This window comes from Corynebacterium sp. ACRQP (assembly GCF_022345915.1).
In the GTDB taxonomy this organism is placed as follows: domain Bacteria; phylum Actinomycetota; class Actinomycetes; order Mycobacteriales; family Mycobacteriaceae; genus Corynebacterium; species Corynebacterium lehmanniae.
Window position 1 is genome coordinate 72,244 of the sequence record NZ_JAKRMZ010000002.1, and the last position, 19,589, is coordinate 91,832.

Annotated in this window: 12 protein-coding genes; 7 read left to right on the forward strand and 5 right to left on the reverse strand. The window is 67.3% G+C overall.

Going from position 1 to position 19,589, the window contains the following annotated elements:
- The first annotated feature begins 66 nt into the window (after positions 1-66).
- The 7 genes from MHY23_RS01705 (at position 67) to MHY23_RS01735 (ending at position 12,975) form a co-directional block, all read left to right on the forward strand.
- Entirely contained in the window at positions 67-1,080 is a 1,014-nt protein-coding gene (locus MHY23_RS01705; RefSeq protein ID WP_181889222.1) for an alpha/beta hydrolase family protein, read from the forward strand.
- Between the two features lie 324 nt (positions 1,081-1,404).
- Positions 1,405-3,366, forward strand: coding sequence for an alpha/beta hydrolase-fold protein (locus MHY23_RS01710; protein WP_239306150.1), 1,962 nt, complete (start codon positions 1,405-1,407; stop codon positions 3,364-3,366).
- Positions 3,366-3,857 (forward strand): DUF732 domain-containing protein, encoded by a 492-nt coding sequence (locus MHY23_RS01715; protein ID WP_181889219.1) that lies wholly within the window; start codon positions 3,366-3,368, stop codon positions 3,855-3,857. The genes MHY23_RS01710 and MHY23_RS01715 overlap by 1 nt, the downstream gene beginning before the upstream one ends.
- Before the next feature lie 24 nt (positions 3,858-3,881).
- Positions 3,882-4,838 (forward strand): cutinase family protein, encoded by a 957-nt coding sequence (locus MHY23_RS01720; RefSeq protein ID WP_239306151.1) that lies wholly within the window; start codon positions 3,882-3,884, stop codon positions 4,836-4,838.
- A gap of 36 nt (positions 4,839-4,874) precedes the next feature.
- Complete coding sequence (locus tag MHY23_RS01725; protein ID WP_239306152.1) at positions 4,875-6,692, forward strand: FadD32-like long-chain-fatty-acid--AMP ligase; 1,818 nt, start codon at positions 4,875-4,877, stop codon at positions 6,690-6,692.
- A gap of 35 nt (positions 6,693-6,727) precedes the next feature.
- A complete protein-coding gene (gene pks13, locus MHY23_RS01730) occupies positions 6,728-11,437 on the forward strand; it encodes a polyketide synthase Pks13 (RefSeq protein ID WP_239306153.1) in 4,710 nt (1,569 codons plus the stop codon).
- Positions 11,434-12,975 (forward strand): acyl-CoA carboxylase subunit beta, encoded by a 1,542-nt coding sequence (locus MHY23_RS01735; protein ID WP_239306154.1) that lies wholly within the window; start codon positions 11,434-11,436, stop codon positions 12,973-12,975. The genes pks13 and MHY23_RS01735 overlap by 4 nt, the downstream gene beginning before the upstream one ends.
- Before the next feature lie 120 nt (positions 12,976-13,095).
- Here MHY23_RS01735 and MHY23_RS01740 read toward each other — a convergent pair whose 3' ends face one another.
- The 5 genes from MHY23_RS01740 to MHY23_RS01760 are packed head-to-tail and all read right to left on the reverse strand — an operon-like array spanning position 13,096 to position 19,579.
- Entirely contained in the window at positions 13,096-13,446 is a 351-nt protein-coding gene (locus MHY23_RS01740; protein ID WP_239306155.1) for a DUF3054 domain-containing protein, read from the reverse strand.
- A 10-nt stretch (positions 13,447-13,456) separates the two neighbouring features.
- Positions 13,457-14,743, reverse strand: a complete 1,287-nt coding sequence (locus MHY23_RS01745) for a cyclopropane-fatty-acyl-phospholipid synthase family protein (RefSeq protein ID WP_239306156.1) — start codon at positions 14,741-14,743, stop codon at positions 13,457-13,459.
- A 16-nt stretch (positions 14,744-14,759) separates the two neighbouring features.
- Positions 14,760-16,211 carry an FAD-binding oxidoreductase gene (locus MHY23_RS01750; RefSeq protein ID WP_239306157.1) on the reverse strand — a complete coding sequence of 484 codons (1,452 nt, stop codon included), beginning with the start codon at positions 16,209-16,211 and terminating at the stop codon, positions 14,760-14,762.
- A gap of 58 nt (positions 16,212-16,269) precedes the next feature.
- Positions 16,270-17,265: a YbhN family protein gene (locus MHY23_RS01755; RefSeq protein ID WP_239306158.1), complete on the reverse strand. Its 996-nt coding sequence runs from the start codon at positions 17,263-17,265 to the stop codon at positions 16,270-16,272.
- Positions 17,255-19,579 (reverse strand): MMPL family transporter, encoded by a 2,325-nt coding sequence (locus tag MHY23_RS01760; protein ID WP_239306159.1) that lies wholly within the window; start codon positions 19,577-19,579, stop codon positions 17,255-17,257. The genes MHY23_RS01755 and MHY23_RS01760 overlap by 11 nt, the downstream gene beginning before the upstream one ends.
- Positions 19,580-19,589: the final 10 nt, after the last annotated feature.

A 19,589-nucleotide genomic window follows, 5' to 3' on the forward strand; every position in this document is an offset into this window, starting at 1 on the left:
CGGGTGACGTTTCGAATTGGTAACGTGAACGTGTCTTTTGCCTGAAAACACGTTTTGAGGGGATCTATGAACTCCAAAAATTCTGTGCGCCGCAAGCTCACTGCGCTGCTCATGGCCCTGGTTACCGGCCTGGCAGCGGTGATCGGCGCCCCGCAGGCGTCGGCGGCGCACCGTGACTGGCTGCGGCCCGACTCCACCGGCCACTGCGAGTGGGACCGCGTCGGATTCTGGGTGCAGCGCTGCACGGTGTGGTCCCCCGCGATGAACCGCCACATCCCCGTCCAGATCCAGCCCGCGCAGCGCGCCGGCAACGCTGGCCTGTACATGCTCGACGGCCTGCGCGCCACCGAGATCACCAACGCCTGGGTCAACGACGTCAACGCCGCCCAGATGTTCAAGGACAACAACATCACCCTGGTGATGCCGGTCGGCGGCCAGTCCTCCTTCTACACCGACTGGAACGCCCCGGCGACCTACGACTTCAACCATCCGGTGACCTACAAGTGGGACACCTTCCTGACCAAGGAGCTGCCGCCCTACCTGCAGCAGCACTTCGGCGTGTCGCCGACGAACAACTCCATCCTCGGCCTGTCCATGGGCGGCACCGCGGCGATCAACCTCGCCGCGCTGCACCCGAACCAGTTCCGCCAGGTGCTGTCCTTTTCGGGCTACCTCACCACCACGGTGCCGGGCGGCCAGACCGCACTGCGAGCCGCGCTTCTCGACGGCGGCATGTACAACGTCAACGCCATGTGGGGGTCCTCGCTGAACCCGCGCCGCTTTGAAAACGACCCGTTCTTGAACATGGGCAACCTCCGCGGCCGCGACGTGTACGTCTCCGCCGGCTCCGGCGTGCCGGGCCCGGCAGACCAGAAGTACCTGCCACAGCACCGCGCCGCCGGCATCGCGCTGGAAAACGTCGCGAACGCTACCACCCGCGCGTGGTCCGCGAAGGCCACTGTGACCGGTGTGCAGCACACCGCCGTGTTCACCCCGACCGGCCTGCACAACTGGGACCAGTTCGGCGGCCAGCTCGCGGCTACCAAGCCGCGCATCCTGAACGTGATGAACGCCTGGTAGGGCGCTATCTCGCCCGGACCGCCGGGCATATCCTGCCGAAACCGGCTACCTACAAACGGCTACCCGCTGATTTTCCAGCACATAGCCGGATGTAGGTAGCCGGTTTTGGCCTTTTCGGGGCAAATGGTGAACCGCAGATGGTGAAGATCTGCGCGGATCGGGGGCTGGATCGGGCCCCGGGCCCGGGCTGGGGGCAGGCGCGGCGGCGAGGGGAGGGGCTCGTCGTAACGCATCGCGTGTCGCACACGACTAAACCTTCAAGTGAAACTTAAGCTTTTGGTCGATACTCTTGTGACACCAGTAGCCAGACGAGGTAGGAGACTCATGCGAGACAACCGAACCACCCCCACGCGGATCGCCGCCGCGCTGCTGCCCGCCGCTCTTGCGCTTTCGCTGGCACCCGCAGTTGCCACCGCGCCCGCCGCCAGCGCGCAGCCGGCACTGCCGAGTGACCTGTCCTCGCAGCTGTCCTCCAACCGCGGCATCTCCGACGGCCTGCGCCCGCACGACCCGCCGAAGCGCACCCCGATCGAGGTGGAGACCAGCCCGCAGATCCCGGGCCTGCCGGACGGCGTGAAGGTGGACCGCATCGAGTGGATCACCAACCGTCGCGTGGCGGTGTTCATCAACTCCCCGTCCATGCCGGACCACCCGATCCAGGTGCAGATCCTGCTGGCGCGCGACTGGCACTCCAACCCGACCGCGAAGTTCCCCGAGGTGTGGGCACTCGACGGCCTGCGCGCGCGTGACGACGAAAACGGCTGGACCATCGAGACGAACATTGAGCAGTTCTACGCCGACAAGAACGTCAACGTCATCCTGCCGGTCGGCGGCGAGTCCTCCTTCTACTCCGACTGGCAGCGCGAGAACAACGGCAAGCACTACATGTGGGAGACGTTCCTTACCAAGGAGCTCATCCCGGTTTTGAACAACGAGTTCCGCTCCAACGGCTCCCGCGCCGTGGTGGGCCTGTCCATGGGCGGCACCGCCGCGGTCAACCTGGCTGAGCGCAACCCGCACCTGTTCAAGTTCGTCGGCTCCTTCTCCGGCTACCTCGACACCACCACCACCGGCATGCCCACCGCCATCAAGGCGGCTCAGATGGACGCCGGCGGCTACAACGCCGAGGCGATGTGGGGCCCGCTGGGCTCGCAGGACTGGATCGACCACGACCCGAAGCTGGGCATCGAGAACCTGAAGGACATGACGGTCTACGTCTCCGCAGGCTCGGGCCGCGACGACTTCGGCAACCCGGAGTCTGTGGCCAAGGGCCAGGCGAACCCGGCCGGCATCGGCCTGGAGGTGCTGTCCCGCCTGTCCACCCAGACGTTCGTGGACTACGCCTCCCGCACCCCGGTGAAGCCGATCGTGCGCTTCCGCCCGTCAGGCGTGCACTCTTGGGAGTACTGGCAGTTCGAGATGGCGCAGGCCTGGCCGTACATGGCCAACGCGCTGGAGGTGCCGGAGGCGGACCGCGGCTCCAAGTGCACCCCGGTCGGCGCGATCGCGGAGGCCACCAAGTCCGGCACGATCGGGTCTTGCGTCAACGACGAATACGACGCGGGCAAGGACACCAAGGGCAAGGCTCAGGACTTCCGCGGCGGCACCGCCTTCTGGTCCCCGGACACCGGCGCGCACGCGCTGTTCGGCGCGATCCTGGCCAAGTACAATGCGCTCGGCGGCCCGGCGGGTTGGCTGGGCTTCCCGGTCACGGGTGAGACGCCGGCGCCGGACGGCGTGGGCCGCTTCGTGCACTTTGAGCACGGCTCCGTCTACTGGACCCCGCAGACCGGCGCGTACGCCATCCCGGGCGACATGTTCGCCGCGTGGGGTGAAAACGGCTACGAGGGCGGCGACCTGAAGTACCCGGTGGCCGAGGCGAACCAGGTGGGCGAGGGTTACGTGCAGAAGTTCCAGGGCGGCTTCCTCACCCGCAACCCGGACGGCAAACACTTCATCGTCCACGGCGCGATCGCGGAGAAGTACGGCGAGATCGGCACCGCGACCTCTGAGCTGGGGTACCCGACCGGCAACGAGATTGCGGTCAAGGGCGGCTTCTTCCAGCCGTTCGAGCACGGCAACATCTACTGGTCCGCGGCCACGGGCGCGCACACCATCCTCACCGGCGACATCTTCGACGAGTGGGGCAGGCGCGGCTACGAGCAGGGCGAGCTGGGCTGGCCGGTGAAGGACATGGAGAAGATCCCGGCCGGCGGCCTGACCATCGACTTCCAGCGCGGCACGATCGAGCAGGTCAACGGCAACGTCAACGTGAGGAAGAAGTAGTGCGCAAGGTTGCATTCTGCTTTGCGACGGCCGCTGCCGCCGTCGCCCTGGCCGCCTGCGGAGGCGCCACTGTGGACTCCGACGACGTGACGGAGACCCCGACGGTGGCCAGCGAGACCACTGAGGCGGAAACTGAATCCGAGACGGAAACTGCGTCATCGTCGGTGGCGCCGTCGTCGTCGGCAGTTGTGCCGTCGCAAGGCAAACGCGCCGACGACCAACCGGCCCGCGAGGTGACCGACGTGCCCGAGCAGGCCAGCGCATTCTCCCCGCAGGAGGAGGCCTACCTGGCCACCCTAAGGGAAAGCGGAGTCAACGTCGACGGGATTGAAGACCAGCTCACAGCCACCGGGGCTACCGTATGCGCGGACGACCTGATCACCCGCGACGCGGTGGCAGGCCAGCTTGTGGAGCAGCGCCGCACCGACATGGATGCGGCGGGCGTGGCGGCGCTGATCAGCGACACCGCACGCGCCAACCTCTGCTCCTAGCAGTACAGAAGGGAGCCTGGGCTCATGCGCGCATCGCGCAACGTATTTGTCGTCGCCGCAGTGATTGTGGTGCTGTCCTTGATCGGTCTGGGGATCTACCAGTGGCGTTCCGGCGAGACCGGGCTGCCGTCCGCGGACGGGCCGTTGGCGACCTCCGAGGCGCCTGAGGAACCCTCGGAGTCGCAGGCGGTGGAGCCGGACTGGTGCCCTGCGGTCGAGTTCGTCTCCGTGCCCGGCACCTGGGAGTCCGCGGCAGACGATGACCCGTTCGCGCCCGCGGCCAACCCGGCGAGCTTCATGCTCTCGATCACCCAGCCGCTACAGCAGATGTACGACATCAACCACGTGCGCGTGTTCACGGTGCCGTACACCGCGCAGTTCAGGAACATCCAGACGGCGCACGGGCGCGCCGAGATGACCTACGACGACTCGCGCGCCGAGGGCACCGCCAAACTGTCGGGCGAGCTGAGGTTTGTGGCGGAGACGTGCCCGTCGACAAAGTTCATCGTCGCCGGGTTCTCCCAGGGTGCGGTGATTGTGGGCGACGTGGCGTCCAAGATCGGCAACAGCGAAGGGCCGATCGACCCGGAGCGGCTGCTGGGCGCGGTGATGATCGCGGACGGCCGGCGTGAAAACGGCGTGGGCGTCAACCCGGGCGCCGAGGTCGGCGGCGTGGGCGCGGAAATTGTCATGCAGCCGCTGCAGGGGCTTGTGGACCGGGTCACCCCGGGCGCGACCATGACCGGCCCGCGTCCTGGCGGCTTCGGCCTGGTTGAGGACCGCGCGTTTGAGATCTGCGCGCCGGACGACACGGTCTGCGACGCGCCGAAGGGTGTGGGTAACGCCATCGACCGGGCTCACGCACTCATTGCGGCGAACGGCAATCACGCCATGTACGCGACCAATCCGGCCGTCATCCCCGGGACCACCACGCCGGAATGGACTGTAGGTTGGGTCCAGAACGTGGTAGACAGTTTGTAGTCCAAAATCATTTTGTCCTGAAAAGGAGTTACGGGTATGGATCTTCAGCAGCTCATCGCGCAATTTTTCGACGATGACGGCCAAATCGCGCTCCCAGAGCACTTCACCCTCCCGCGCCTGAGCGAGACGATCTACCAGGCCCACCTGGCCACCGGCGGCGGCGACGCGGTGAACATCCGTGACTGGGACTTCACCTCCAACCCGGAAGGCGAGGCGCGCGAGTTCACCCGCACGCAGGTCAACACACGCATCAAGGCCGTCGCCGCGCGCCTCGCCCAGGTAGGCGAGCCGGGGGAACGCGTGGCGATTATGGCCCCGAACTCTGCCGAGTACCTCTTCGCCTTCATGGGCGCGCTGTACGCAGGCCTGGCTCCGGTGCCGCTGTACGACCCGAACGAGCCCGGCCATGAGGCCCACCTGCGCGCCGTGCTCGACGACGCCAACGCGCGGCTCGTGGTGACCAACTCCGCCGGCGCCCCGGCCGTGCGCGCCTTCTTCGCCGACCGTCCGGCCGCGGAGCGCCCCCGCATTATCGCCGCGGACTCCCTGCCCGACACGCTCGCCGATTCCTGGCAGCCCGTCGCCCCCGTTGAGGGCGAGAACACCGCGGACGCCATCTGCTTTTTGCAGTACACCTCCGGCTCCACCCGCAATCCGGCCGGCGTGATGATCACCAACGAAGCGCTGGTCACCGACGTACTCCAGATCAACGAGGCGCTGCGCTTCGAAGCCCCCATGCGCGTGCCCACCTGGCTGCCGCAGCACCACGACATGGGCGCCATCGTCGCCGTGGTCAGCCTCGTGCTGGGCCAGGTGCTGGAGATCATGAGCCCGCGCGACTTCCTGCAGAACCCGAAGCGCTGGGTGGACATGCTCTCGCGGCGCAACGACGACCCGGCCGACGTGCACATTTACTCCTGCATCCCCAACTTCGCGCTGGATCTGGCCGCCCGCTACGCGGCGCCGGAGACCCCGGACCAGTACGACTTCTCCGGCGTGCACTGCATCCTCATCGGCTCCGAGTCCGTGACCAAGCCGGGCGTTGAGGCCTTCGTCGGCGCGTTCGGCGAGTCCGGCCTGGACCGCACGGTGCTGCGCCCCTCCTACGGCCTGGCGGAGGCCACACTGCTGGTGTCCACGGACCGCACCGAGGAGCGACCGAAGTTCATTGAATTCGACCGCGAAGCACTCGCCGACGGCAAGGCCGTGCCCGCCGAAGGCGGCGTGCCCATGGCGTCCATCGGCCAGCCGGCGAAGTGGATGCACTTCGCCATCGTGGACACCGAGACCAAAAACGAGCTGCCCGAAGGCGAGATCGGCGAGATTTGGGTCAACGGCAACAACGTCGCCGCCGGCTACCTGGACCGCCCGGAGGAAACCGAGGCGACCTTCCGCAACACCATCGGAGCCACCATCCAGGACGGCCTGCCGAAGGACAACTGGTGCGCCACCGGCGACTTGGGCACCGTGCTGGACAACCACCTCTACCTCACCGGGCGCGTGAAAGACCTCGTCGTCGTGGCGGGCCGCAACCACTACCCGCAGGACATCGAGGCCACCGCGATGGAGGCCTCCGACCACGTGCGCAAGGACTCCGTCGCCGCGTTCGCCGTGCCTGGCGACGACGTGGAGCGCCTTATCATCCTCGCCGAGCGCGCCGACGACGCAACCGAGGAAGGCGACGCCGCCGCCGAGGACGCCATCCGTTCCGCCATCACCACCAACCACGGCATCTCGCCGGAGGTCGTGGAGTTCCGCGCGCCGGGCGGGGTGGCCCGCTCCACCGCAGGCAAGATCGCCCGCCGCGTCAACGCGAAGCAGTTCACCGAGCGCGAACACGCTGCAGCGGAGTAACGAAAAGCCCGGATGGGCCGATACTCTGAACTGTTATGAACGAGCATCAACTGATCCAGTGGCTCACCAGTTGGGTCGAGGGCGCCACCGGCGTCGACTCGGTGGACCCGACCACGCCGCTCGAAACCTACGGCCTCGCATCCCGCGATGCGGTGATCCTCTCCGGCGAGCTGGAAAAGCTGCTCGGCCGCCGGGTCGACCCCACCGTCGCCTACCAGTATCCGACCATCACGGCGCTGGCACAGGCGCTCCTCGCGCAGAGGCAGGAAGCGCCGAAGGTTGAACGTCGAGAAGCAACGAGCTCCCACGACATCGCGATCGTGGGCTCCGCCGGGCGCTTCCCGGGCGCGAAGAACAACGACGAATTCTGGCAGATGCTTATCGACGGCCGCTCCGCCACCGGCCCGCTTCCCCCGCTCCGCTGGGACGAGTACCTGGGCGACCCGGTGGTGCGCACCAAGATGGCGGAGGAGAACACCGACGGCGGCTACATGGACGGCATCGCGTCCTTCGACCACGAGTTCTTCGGCATCTCCCCGCTCGAGGCGCAGAACATGGACCCGCAGCAGCGCATCATGCTCGAGATCGCGTGGGAGGCGCTCGAGGACGCCGGCCTGGCGCCCAGTGAGCTCCGCGGGGAGCCCGTGGGCGTGTTCGTGGGCTCGTCCAACAACGACTACGGCATGCTCATCGCCGCCGATCCGAACGAGGCGCACCCGTACGCGTTGACCGGCGCGTCCTCGGCCGTGATCCCGAACCGCATCTCGTACGCGTTCGACTTCCGGGGCCCGTCGATGAACGTGGACACCGCGTGCTCCTCGTCGCTCGTGTCGGTGCACCACGCGGTGCGCGCGCTTCGCGACGGCGAGGCCGACGTCGCCCTGGCCGGCGGCGTGAACATCCTGGCCAACCCGTTCGCGACGCTTGCGTTTTCGGAGCTCGGCGTGATCTCGCCGACCGGGCGCATCCACGCCTTTTCCGATGACGCCGACGGCATCGTCCGCGCCGACGCCGCGGGATTTGTGGTGCTCAAGCGCGTCGAGGACGCCATACGCGACGGCGACAACGTGTTGGCCGTGATCAAGGGCTCCGCGACGAACTCCGACGGCCACTCCAACGGGCTAACCGCCCCGAACCCGGAGGCGCAGGTGGACGTTTTGCGCCGCGCCTACGCCGACGCCGGCGTGGACCCGCACCAGGTGGACCTGGTCGAAGCTCATGGCACCGGCACCATCCTCGGCGATCCGATCGAGGCCACCGCGCTGGGCGAGGTGCTCGGCCGCGGGCGCGAGGCTTACCAGCCGCTGCTGCTGGGCTCGGCGAAGTCCAACATCGGCCACTCCGAATCCGCCGCCGGCGTGGTGGCGCTGATCAAGGTGCTCGAGGCGCTCAAGCACGACACGATCCCGGAGTCCATCAACTTCGCCGCACCGAACCGCTACGTGGACTTCGACGCCGAGCGCATCGAGGTCGTCCAGGACCCGCGCGAGTGGCCGCGCTACTCCGGCCGCCGCGTCGCCGGTATCTCCGGCTTCGGCTTCGGCGGCACCAACGCGCACGTGGTCGTCGCCGACTTCGACCCGGCCGACTACAACTTCGACGTGGTCGAGGATGAGCCCGCGTTCGAAGGCGTTTCCGCGGCGGCGCTGCCGGTGTCGGGGCTGTTGCCGTCGCGGCGCAAGGAGGCCGCCGGTGTGCTCGCGGACTTCCTCGAGGGCCGCGCGGACGCCGACCTGATCCCGGTCGCGCGCTCGCTGGCCAAGCGCAACCACGGTCGCTCCGCCGCCGTCGTGCAGGCGACCGGCGTCGAGGAGGCGGTGCGCCGCCTGCGCCAGGTCGCCGACGGCAAGATCGGCCCCGGCATCGCCGCCGCCGACGCGCCCACCCCGATGGGCCCCGTCTTCGTCTACTCCGGCTTCGGCTCCCAGCACCGCAAGATGGCCAAGGAGCTCATTGCCCGCTCCCCGCTGTTCGCGCGCCGCATGCGCGAGTTGGACGAGATGGTGCAGTTCCAGGCCGGCTGGTCCATGCTCGAGATCATCGAGAACGACGAGCTGACCTACGACACCGAAAACGGCCAGGTCACCATCACCGCCATCCAGATCGCCCAGACCGACCTCCTCGCCGCCGCCGGCATCACCCCGGCCGCCACGATGGGCATGTCCATGGGCGAGATCGCCGCGGCCTACGGCGCCGGCGGCCTGTCCGCCGAGGAGTGCATCCTTGTCGCCACCGCGCGCGCCCGACTCATGGGCGAGGGCGAAGCCATGATCGCCGGCACCGAGCAAGAAGGTGCGATGGCGGTGGTGGAGCTCTCCCGCGAGGAGTTGGCGGAGTTCGTCGAGAAGCATGAGCAGGCTCGCGGCGTGGAACCCGCCGTGTACGCGGGGCCCGGCATGACCACCGTCGGAGGGCCGGGCAAGGCCGTCGACTACGTGGTGGCAGCGCTCGAGGCCGAGGAGAAATTCGCGCGCAAGCTCAACGTGCGTGGCGCCGGCCACACCAGCGCCCTCGACCCGATCATGGGCGACCTCGCCGGCGAAATCGCAGGTCTTGACGCGCGGCCGTTGCGCGTGCCGCTGTTTTCCTCCGTGGACCGCGGCGAGGTGTACCAGCCCGGCCAGATCGTCCACGACGACCAGTACTTCCTGCGCATGACCCGCCAGCCGGTGTACTTCCAAGACGCCACCGAGGCCGCGTTTGCCGCCGGCCACACCACGCTCGTGGAAATCACCCCGAACCCGGTGGCGCTGATGGGCATGATGAACACCGCGTTCGCCGCCGGCAAGCCAGAGGCGCAGCTGCTGTACACCACCAAGCGCAAGGTGGACGAACTGGAATCGCTGCTGGACCTGGCCGCGAAGCTGTACGTGGGCGGCATGGGCGTGGACTTCGGCGCGTTCTACGGTGCGGGCGACGTGGTCCAGGCGCCGAAGACCGTGTTTAAACAGGTGGACCACTGGACGCCGGCACGGCCGTCGTCGTCGCGCGCGTCGCTTTTGGGCTCGCGCGTGCGCCTGCCGGGCGGCGAGGTGGCGTTTTCCACCGCCGCCGACCAGATCTTCAGCCCGCACCAGCTCATCGAGTCCGCCGCCGCCGAGGTCTCGCCCGACGCGCGCGTGGTGGCCACCGAGGAGCACGGCTACCTGCCCGCGGACGGCGAGGTGACCACCATCGTCGCCTCCTCGCTCGGCGGGGTGTCCATCAAGGTCTTCGACGGCGCGACACTGCTCGCGGAGGGCTTCGCGTCCACCATCGACCGCGCCCCGGTGCAGGGCGTGATGGAGCAACCGCTTGACGACGAACCTTCGGTGGACAACGCCCCCGAGGAAGACACCGAGACAGATGCCGTGCGTTGGGACCCCAACTCCGGCGAGTCGGTGGCGGACCGCCTGCGCGACATCGTCTCCGAGTCCATGGGCTACGACGCCGCGGACCTGCCCGACGAGCTGCCGCTGATCGACCTCGGCCTCGACTCCCTGATGGGCATGCGCATCAAAAACCGCGTGGAGAACGACTTCCAGATTCCGCCGCTGCAGGTGCAGACGCTTCGCGACGCCTCCGTCGCCGACGTGATCCGCATCGTCGAAGACGCCGTCGCCGGCAAGACGGACGCTCCGCAGCCGTTGGCCTACAACGACGAGGCGCGCGACCCGGCCGCGGCGGCCGAGAAGACCCAAGGTGTGGGCGTGGCCCCGCGTGACGCCTCCGAGCGCATGGTCTTCGGCGCTTGGGCCAAGTACGCGGGTGCGGCGGCGGCCGGTGTGACGTCGGAGTTGCCGTCGATTAGCAAGGAGCAGGCGGCCGAGATCGCCGCGCACCTGACCGAGCGCTCCGGCATCGACGTCACCGCGGACGACGTGCTCGGCGCCGAGACGCTCGAGCCGCTGGCGAACCTCGTGCGCGAGGGGCTGGAAACACCTGTGGACGGCAACATCCGCGTCTTCCGCGACGGCGACGCCGAGGCTTCCCCGGTGTTCGTGTTCCACCCGGCGGGCGGGTCGTCGTCGGTGTACGCGCCGCTCGCGCGGAGGCTTGGCGACGACGTGCCCGTCTACGGCGTCGAGCGCCTGGAAGGCTCCCTGGAGGAGCGCGCGGCGGAGTACGTCAAGGACATCGAGCGCATCGCCGACGGGCGCAAGGTCGTGCTCGCCGGCTGGTCCTTCGGCGGCGCGCTGGCCTACGAGGTCGCGCACCAGCTGGGCAACGACAAGATCGACTACATCGCGCTTTTGGACACCACCCAGCCGTCCGAGCCGATCCCGGACACGCTCGAGGAGACGAAGGCGCGCTGGGGCCGCTACGCCGCGTTTGCCAAGGAAACGTACGGCCTCGAGTTCGAAGTGCCCTACGAGCTGCTGGAGACCGCCGGCGAAGACGCGCTGCTGCAGATGCTCACCGAGTTCTTGGCCACCACCGACGCCTCCGAGCACGGCCTGGCCGCCGGTGTGCTGGAGCACCAGCGAGCGAGCTTCGTGGACAACCAGATTCTCAACCACCTCGACTTCACCCGCTGGGCGGATGTGCAGGTGCCGGTGCTGCTGTTCCGCGCCGAGCGCATGCACGACGGCGCGATCCAGCTCGAGCCGAACTACGCGCACATCGACGAGGACGGCGGCTGGGGCGCTATCGTGGACGACCTGACCATCGTCCACCTGCCCGGCGACCACCTCGCGGTGGTGGACGAGCCGGCGGTGGGGATCGTTGGAAAGCATATGAACGCATGGATTGAGGGGAAGCGATGACAACCGCCGAGAAACTCCAAGACCTGCGCGAGCGCCTGGACAAGGCGCAGGACCCGGGCTCCGAGCGCTCCCGGAAGCGCCGCGACGACGCCGGGCGCACCACCCCGCGCCAGCGCATCGACGCGCTTCTCGACGAAGGCTCCTTCGTCGAAATCGGCGCGTTGGCCCGCACCCCCGGCGACCCGGACGCCGTCTACTCCGACGGCGTTGTCACCGGCTACGGGCGCATCGACGGCCGCCCCGTCGCCGTCTACGCGCACGACAAGACTGTCTACGGCGGCTCCGTCGGCGTGACGTTCGGGCGCAAGGTCACCGAGGTCATGGAGTTCGCCATCAAGATTTCCTGCCCCGTGATCGGCATCCAGGACTCCGGCGGCGCGCGCATCCAGGACGCGGTGACGTCGCTGGCAATGTACTCCGAGATCGCGAAGCGCCAGCTGCCTCTGAGCGGGCGCGTGCCGCAGATCTCCATCATGCTGGGCAAATCCGCCGGCGGCGCCGTCTACGCGCCGGTGACCACGGACTTCGTCGTGGCCGTCGACGGCGAGTCCGAGATGTACGTCACCGGCCCGAACGTGATCCGCGAGGTCACCGGGGAGGACATCACCTCCGCCGAGCTCGGCGGGGCGCGCGTGCAGGAGGCCGCCGGCAACATCCAGGCGGTTGTGGCGACGGAGGAGGACGCATTCGACTACGTCAAGGACCTGCTCGCGCACCTGCCGACGTCCACGTTCGACGCCGCGCCCGTCGTCGCCGCGCAGCCCGACGAGGAGCTCGACGACACCGCGCTAGACACCTTCATGCCCGACGATACCAACGCCGGCTACGACATGATGGACCTGCTCGTGCAACTCGGCGACGACGAGGACCTCGTTGAGGTCCAGTCCGGGTACGCCGAGAACCTCATCTGCGCATTCGGGCGTATCGACGGCCGCGCCGTCGGCTTCGTCGCCAACAACCCGATGTACGCCGCCGGCTGCATCGACGCGGACGCCGCCGACAAGGGCGCGCGCTTCATCCGCACCTGCGACGCCTACAACATCCCCATCGTTTACGTCGTGGACACCCCCGGCTACCTGCCGGGCGTGGAGCAGGAGCGCGAGGGCCTGATCCACCGCGGCGCGAAGTTCGCGTTCGCGGGCGTGGAGGCCACCGTGCCGAAGGTCACCCTGGTCGTGCGCAAGGCCTACGGCGGCGCGTACGCGGTGATGGGGTCGAAGAACCTCAATGGCGACATCAACCTGGCGTGGCCCACCGCCCAGATCGCGGTGATGGGTTCGGCGGCGGCGGTGGTGATGCTGCAGGGCAAGCAGCTCGCCGCCATCGAGGACCCGGCGCAGCGCGAGGCCATGAAGAAGATGTTCATGGACTTCTACGACCAGGAAATGACCTCGCCGTACGTCGCTGCGGAGCGCGGCTACATTGACCAGATGATTGAGCCTTCGCAGACCCGCATCGCTTTACGGCGAGCCCTCCGGCAGCTAGCCTCCAAGCAGGAATTCGACCTGCCTAAGAAACACACCATTAGTCCCCTCTAGTAAGGTTTTTCCTATGCTTTCTTCCACTCTTGACATCTTCGGCGACCTGATCAGCATGCTGGTCTGGTTCATCAATGGCATCCAGACCGGAAACCCGGCCTGGAACTTCGGCATCGGCTTCTAGGACTTCTTCACCAGCTTGGCTACGCCGCGCCAGCCCAGCATGAGCAGTGCGGACATCACCGTGGCCACGACGATGAACGACCAGTGGGGGATTGCCTGGTTGCGGATGCCCCAGATGACCAGGCCGGTGACGACGGTGACGATCCAGATGACCCCGCCCTTGTTTTCGCGGGAAATCAGCCAGCCGAGTGTGACGCCAAGGGCGAACGGCCACAGGGTGGACAGCCAGCCGGAGAAGTTGAACGGCATATCGTCGGACTGGTGCGCCGCGCGCGCCAGGAGGGCGAATGCGGCGATGGCGACGTAGTCTGCGGCGATGGCGTAAGGCTTGGAAATTGTGTTGCGCATGATGGTCACTTTAGAACACTGAGTCGTTCCACCACCGGCGCTCCGGCGTGCCGGCGCGCGAGCCGTCGCGATCAAGCTTGATGCCCACGACCTGGTGCAGCTCGACGACGTCGTGTTCAAAGCCCCACTCCGAGCCCGCCATGTACATGCCCCACAGCTTTGCGGTGTTCATACCGACGAGCGACACCGCCTCGTCCCAGTTGGCCTTGAGATTCTCGCACCAGTCGCGCAGCGTGCGCATGTAGTCGAAGCGGATGTTCTCCTCGTGGAAGACCTCGAAGCCGTGGTCTTGCATCTCGTGGATGATCGTGCCGGAGCCGGTGAGCTCGCCGTCCGGGAAGATGTAGCGGTTGATGAAGTCGCCCTGTGGCGTCTTGTGGTTGTCCGGGTAGGTGATGCAGTGGTTGACCATCACGCCGCCCGGGCGCAGCTTGCCGGCGAGGAACTCGAAGTACGAGGCGTAGTTGTTCACCCCGATGTGCTCGAGCAGGCCGATTGAGGAGACGCCGTCGAAGCCGGTCTCGGTGACGTCGCGGTAATCGAGGAAGCGCACCTCCGCAAGCTCCTCGAGGCCCTCCTCTTTAATCTTCGCCTGCGCCCACTCTGCCTGTTCCTTTGACAGGGTGACACCGAGGGACTTCACGCCCTGGCGGGCGGCGTAGCGCACCATGGAGCCCCAGCCGCAGCCGACGTCGAGGTGCCTGTCGCCGGGCTTGAGGTTCATTTTCTCGAAGACGAGGCGGAACTTGTTTTCCTGCGCCTCGTCGAGGGTGGCGTCCGGGGTGGGGTAGTAGGCGCAGGTGTAGGCCATGGACTCGCCGAGGAACAGTTCGTAGAAGTCGTTGCCCACGTCGTAGTGGGACGAAATGACCTGTGCGTCGCGCTCCTTCGAGTGTGGGGCGAGGCCCTGGCGGATGGTCCGCTCGAGCCAGGAGGCCTGTTCCGCCTCTGGAATGGGCTGGATTTGCAGCGCGCCCATGGAGCGCAGGGAGCGCGCGATGCGCACAAGTTCGCGCGGGTTCGGGCGCTTGTAATTGTTGTAGAGGGTGCGCATGTCGTCGAAGACGTCGTAAGGGTGCGCCAGGTGCGCGCCTTCAACAGTCAGACCGTCGGTGACCCAGGCGCGGGCGAGCCCGACATCGCCGGGGTGGGTGACGATGTACGACAGGCCCTCGGGGCTGTTCACCTTCACGGTGTGCCTGGCGTCTGCCGGGCCCGTCGAGGAGCCGTCGAAGGCTTCCCATTTGAACGGCGTGCCACCGGGGAAGAGGGTGTTGACGATATCTGCGACGGTCATGTGCATGGTCATTCTCCTACGCGTTTTCCACTGTTTTTTCGTAGAGGCCCGGGAAGCGCCGGTCCGGGTCGTACTGGGCCTTCATGCGCTCCGGTAGATCCCCGCCGTAGAGACGCTCGAACTCGGCGCGGTCGTAAAACGCCTCCGAGTACAGGGACTTATGCCCGCCGAGATCGGAGACCTTTCGCTCTATGACCCTGTTGAAGGCCCCCGGCTTCACCTCCGGGACGCCGGACCAGAAGCCGACGTTCACCCAGGTCGTCCCCGGCTCGAGGGGGTAGAGCGGCCACGGTGCCTGGTCATCGAGCCCAACGCCGGCGAGCGTATCGACGCCGTCCCGAAGCCGGATTGGACACAGCCAGACCGGCTCGATGTCGCTGGCCTTGAAGAACCAGTCGAGGAACTCGGCGACCTGTGTGTCCCGCACCTCGATGTCTTGCACAACTCGCTCAGTGCGCGGCAGGCCCTTCGGCTTTTTCAGGAACCGGTACTCGAGGTCGTACTTCTTGTCCAAGCCCACGAGCTTCCAATAGAACGCGCTGCGGCGCAGCTCGCGCGGCCAGAGTTTGCGCACCCTCGGGTGCTGGGCGCCGAAGGCTCGGGAGCACCAGAACCAGTCGGTGTCCCAGCGCCAGATGTAGTCGCGGACGGTGAGGAAGTCGTGGTGCACTCCGGACGGGTGCTGAAGCGAGCGGTAGTACACGGCATCGCGCGTGTAGTCGGACGTTCCCGGCGCTTGGCCCACCCGGAAGGCGCAGACTAGGTACTGCTCGGTGGGGGAGAACGCGACGGCGTCGAGGCCGTGCAGGGCGCGCCCGGCCCATTCTCCGGTGGCGGCAGCGTCGCCGAGGGCGTCCTGGAAGGCCGTGAGGTCGTTGTAGCGAATGTGCTGGAGCTCGACAAACGGCTCGACCTCCTCGAGCTCGATGGTGAGGCGCACCGCGTAGCCGAGTGAGCCGTAGGAGTTCGGGAACGCGCGGAAGAGCGCGACGTTTTCGTTGCGCGAGCAGGTGACGATGTCGCCGGTGCCCACGAGCACGTCCATCTCGAGCACGGACTCGTGCGGCAGACCGTTGCGGAAGGAGGTGGACTCCACGCCCATGCCGGAAACTGCGCCGCCGAGAGTAATAGTTTTTAGCTGCGGCACCACCAATGGCGCGAGGCCGTACGGCAGGGTGGCGTCGACGAGGTCCTCATAGGTGCACATACCCTGCACGTCGGCTGTTTTCGTCACCGGGTCGACGGCGATGACGCCGCGCAGGCCCTCGACATCGAGTCCGGCGCCGCCGGCGCTACGGGAGCGGAAGAGGTTCGACGTCTTCTTCGCCAGGCGCACCCGCTGGACGTCCGGTACCCGCTGGAAGCTTTCGAGGAGCGCGGCGACCCCCTCTTCGTGCGCGTGCCAGCCGACCGGCAAGACGCGTTCGAAATCCACGCTGCGACCGTAAAGCATGCTGGAAACGCTCATGTAGGGCCACCTTAGACCCATTTTGCGTACGGCGCGCAAGTTAAAACGTCACGCCAGCTCAAACAGCGTCGCCGGCAGACGGTCGCCCGACCATGAAGCCACGACCCGCGTATACCGCGGCGTAGACCACCCACCCGATAGCCGTGATGAGCAGGAACGACACCGCCCGGTACACCACCGTCGCCGCCGTGGCGTGGGCCAGCGGCAACCCGGCGGCGACCAGCATGCCCACCGCCACGGGCTCCACCGTGCCGAGCCCGCCGGGCGTGACCTGGGCCGAGCCGGCCAGCTTGGTCATGATGAATGCCAGGCACACCCCGGCAAGTGGCGCGCCCTGGCCGGACACGGCCCACACGGCGAAGACCATCGTGGCCAGGTCCAATAGCCGGTTCGCAAGAGAGAGCCCCGCCGCTGCGAAAAACGCCGGCGCGGAAATGCGGATCGCGGAGACCTGGTCGATCACGTCCACGACCCGCCCGCGCACCTTCTCCGGCAGAAACCGCACCCAGCGCTTCAGCACCGCAGGGTGGAGGGTCGCCCAGAACACCGCGCCGATCGTCGCCAGCGCCACTGCCAGCGACGCCACCAGCGACCACACGGACAGCTCCGCGCCCAAAAGCGCCACGGCGACCACGCCGATGAGCACCATCCACACCGTCGACAGCGCGCCTGAGACCACGAAGAACCAGCCGCACAACCCCACCGACGCGCCCCAGGACCGGTGCACCCTAAACGTCAGCCACGCCGACAGCGCGGGCCCGCCCGGCACCGTGGTGGACCAGGCGTTGGAGGCGAACACGATCGCGTTGGTGCGCGCCACCCCCGTAATCCGCCCTTCCACGTTGAGCAGGATCTGCATCACCCCGGACATCGCCGCCAGCGACAGCACCGCAGTGGCCACCGCGAGCAGCAGCGGGCCTGTCGACGCCGCGCCGACGGCCCTCCACGCCTCCCCGAAAAACGGCAGCTGGTCGCGCAACACCACCAGCACGACCACCATGATGGCCACGGGCGCGAGCCAGCGCAGCCACTGCCACCACGTCCTAGCGTTCAAGTTCCTTCTTCTTCAGCTGCTCCAGCGCCTGGCGTGCGCGGCGCTCCTCCAGGTCGCGCATGAGCTGGGTAAACGGCACCAGCGAGGCATCCTCGGACACCGACACTCCCGCGCGGCCGGGTTGGGTGTCGGGCACCATGTCGGAGATGGGGGTATCGGTGCGCGGTGGCGTCGATAGGCTTGAGCCCTCCCCGAACGCGCCGGCCAAACGCTTGACCCAGCGCGGCGCCCACCAGCTGTCCTCGCGCAGCAGGTGCATCACCGCAGGCACGAACAGCAGGCGGATCAGGGTGGCGTCGAGCGCAAGCGAGAAGATCATGCCGTAGGCGATGTACTTCATCATCACAATCTCGCTGAGCGCGAAGGCGGCGGCGACGACGATCATGATGAGCGCCGCGGCTGTGATGATACCGCCGGTGTGCGCGGTGCCGCGCTTGATCGCCTCGTCGGTGCTTTCGCCGTCCTGGCGCGCCTCCACCATGCGCGAGACCAGGAAGACCTCGTAGTCCGTGGACAGGCCGTAGAGGATGGAGATGATCAGCACCAGAATCGGGCTCATCAGCGGACCCGGGGTGAAGTTCAGCGCGCCTGCGCCGAGGCCGTCGACGAAGACAGCGGTGAGGAAGCCGAGCGTGGCGCCGATGCCGAGCACATTCATGATCACGGCCTTCGCCGGCAGGATCACGGAGCCGAACACTAGCGCCATCAGCAGGAACGTGGCGATGACCATGTACAGCGCCATCCACGGCAGGCGTTTCAGCAGCGCCTCGATGGACTCGGTTTCCATCGCCGGGGTGCCTGCGACGTAGGTCTCGACGCCCTCGGGGGTGTCGATGTTTCGCAATTGCTTCACGACGTCCGCGCCCCCGGCCCTATCCGCCAACGGGGCGGAAAGCACCGTGGTGCCGTCCTGCGTGGCGTGCGCGGGTTTGAGCGGCGCAGCCAGGCCCTCGACCTGGCGGGTCTGCATCACGATGTCCACCAGCTGCTGGTTGTCCGCGCCGGTGACCACGAGCTTGACCGGGTCGGTGCGGAAGGCGGGGAACTCCTCGTTGAACTCGTCCTGGGCCTGGCGGGTGGCCTGGCTCGGCGGCAGGTACGTCTCGTTGATGCCGCCGAACGTGATGCCCACGATCGGCACGGTGAGCAGGAGCAACAGGGCCGCGCAGCCGACCACGACGGCCTTGGCGTGGCGCATCGCCCACGCCGGAATCTTGTACCACACGGTGTCTTCGAGGCGGCGTGCACGTCGAGAAGCTTTACGCACCGACCACATGTCGATCTTGGGGCCGAGCATGCCGAACAGCGCCGGCAGCACTGCCACGGAGATCACGGCGGCGAGCAGCACCGCGCTCATTGCACCGTAGGCCACGGATTTGAGGAAGGCCTGCGGGAACATCAGCAGCCCGGACAAGGCCACGCCCACCATGAGCGCGGAAAAGAACACGGTCTTGCCGGCGGTGTTGGTGGTCACCGCCACCGCCTCCTCGACGTCCGCGCCGCGGTCCAGCTCCTCGCGGAAGCGCGAGACCATGAACAGGCCGTAATCGATGGCCAGGCCCAGACCAAGCAGCGTGATGATGGACTGCGAGAAGATGTTCACCTGCTGGTACTGCGCCAACACCGACAGCAGCGACAGCGAACCGATGATGGACAAAATGCCCACGATCAGCGGCATCGCGGCAGCCACCACGCCACCGAACACAAACAACAAAATGACGGCGACGAAGACCAAGCCGACCTTCTCGGCGCGGGCGATGTCGTTCGCCATGCCGGTATCCAGCGCGTCCGCCACCGCCGTGGCGCCGGCGACCTGCACGGTCCCGTACGGCGACTCCATCGCCTCGAGTGCGGGCTTGATGGTGCGGAAGTCCTTCAGCGTCTGCTCGCCGTCGCCCTTCAGGCCGATCACCGCGAACGCCTTGGTGTGGTCGTCGTTGACGAGCTGCGGGTTGGGGCGCTCGAAGTAGCTGGTGATGTGGTCGATCTCGTTGGGGAACTGATCGCGCAGGCTGCTGATCTGGGTGTTCATCGTGTCCACGAGCATCGGATCGTCGATGCTGACCGGGGTTGCCGCGTCGTCGGGTGTGCTCACCAGCAGGATCACATCGCCCGAGTTGTCGCGGCCGAAGGTGTCGTACTCGATCTGCGCGGCCGTGGTCGAGTCCGCGCCCGGGTCCTCCCAGCCTTCCTGGGAGAGGCGCTCGCCCAGCTTCGAGCCGATCAGCACCTGCATGGCCAGGATGAGCACGATGACCACCAGCGGAATGATCCGGCGGTGGCGGAACGCGAAACGGCCCCACTTGTAAAACATCTCCGGCCTC

Coding starts and splice junctions, on each gene's coding strand:
- MHY23_RS01760 (WP_239306159.1), bottom strand. CDS start 19,579: ATGTTTTACAAGTGGGGCCGTTTCGCGTTCCGCCACCGCCGGATCATT.
- MHY23_RS01745 (WP_239306156.1), bottom strand. CDS start 14,743: ATGACCGTCGCAGATATCGTCAACACCCTCTTCCCCGGTGGCACGCCG.
- MHY23_RS01735 (WP_239306154.1), top strand. CDS start 11,434: ATGACAACCGCCGAGAAACTCCAAGACCTGCGCGAGCGCCTGGACAAG.
- MHY23_RS01705 (WP_181889222.1), top strand. CDS start 67: ATGAACTCCAAAAATTCTGTGCGCCGCAAGCTCACTGCGCTGCTCATG.
- pks13 (WP_239306153.1), top strand. CDS start 6,728: ATGAACGAGCATCAACTGATCCAGTGGCTCACCAGTTGGGTCGAGGGC.
- MHY23_RS01720 (WP_239306151.1), top strand. CDS start 3,882: ATGCGCGCATCGCGCAACGTATTTGTCGTCGCCGCAGTGATTGTGGTG.
- MHY23_RS01750 (WP_239306157.1), bottom strand. CDS start 16,211: ATGAGCGTTTCCAGCATGCTTTACGGTCGCAGCGTGGATTTCGAACGC.
- MHY23_RS01740 (WP_239306155.1), bottom strand. CDS start 13,446: ATGCGCAACACAATTTCCAAGCCTTACGCCATCGCCGCAGACTACGTC.
- MHY23_RS01710 (WP_239306150.1), top strand. CDS start 1,405: ATGCGAGACAACCGAACCACCCCCACGCGGATCGCCGCCGCGCTGCTG.
- MHY23_RS01725 (WP_239306152.1), top strand. CDS start 4,875: ATGGATCTTCAGCAGCTCATCGCGCAATTTTTCGACGATGACGGCCAA.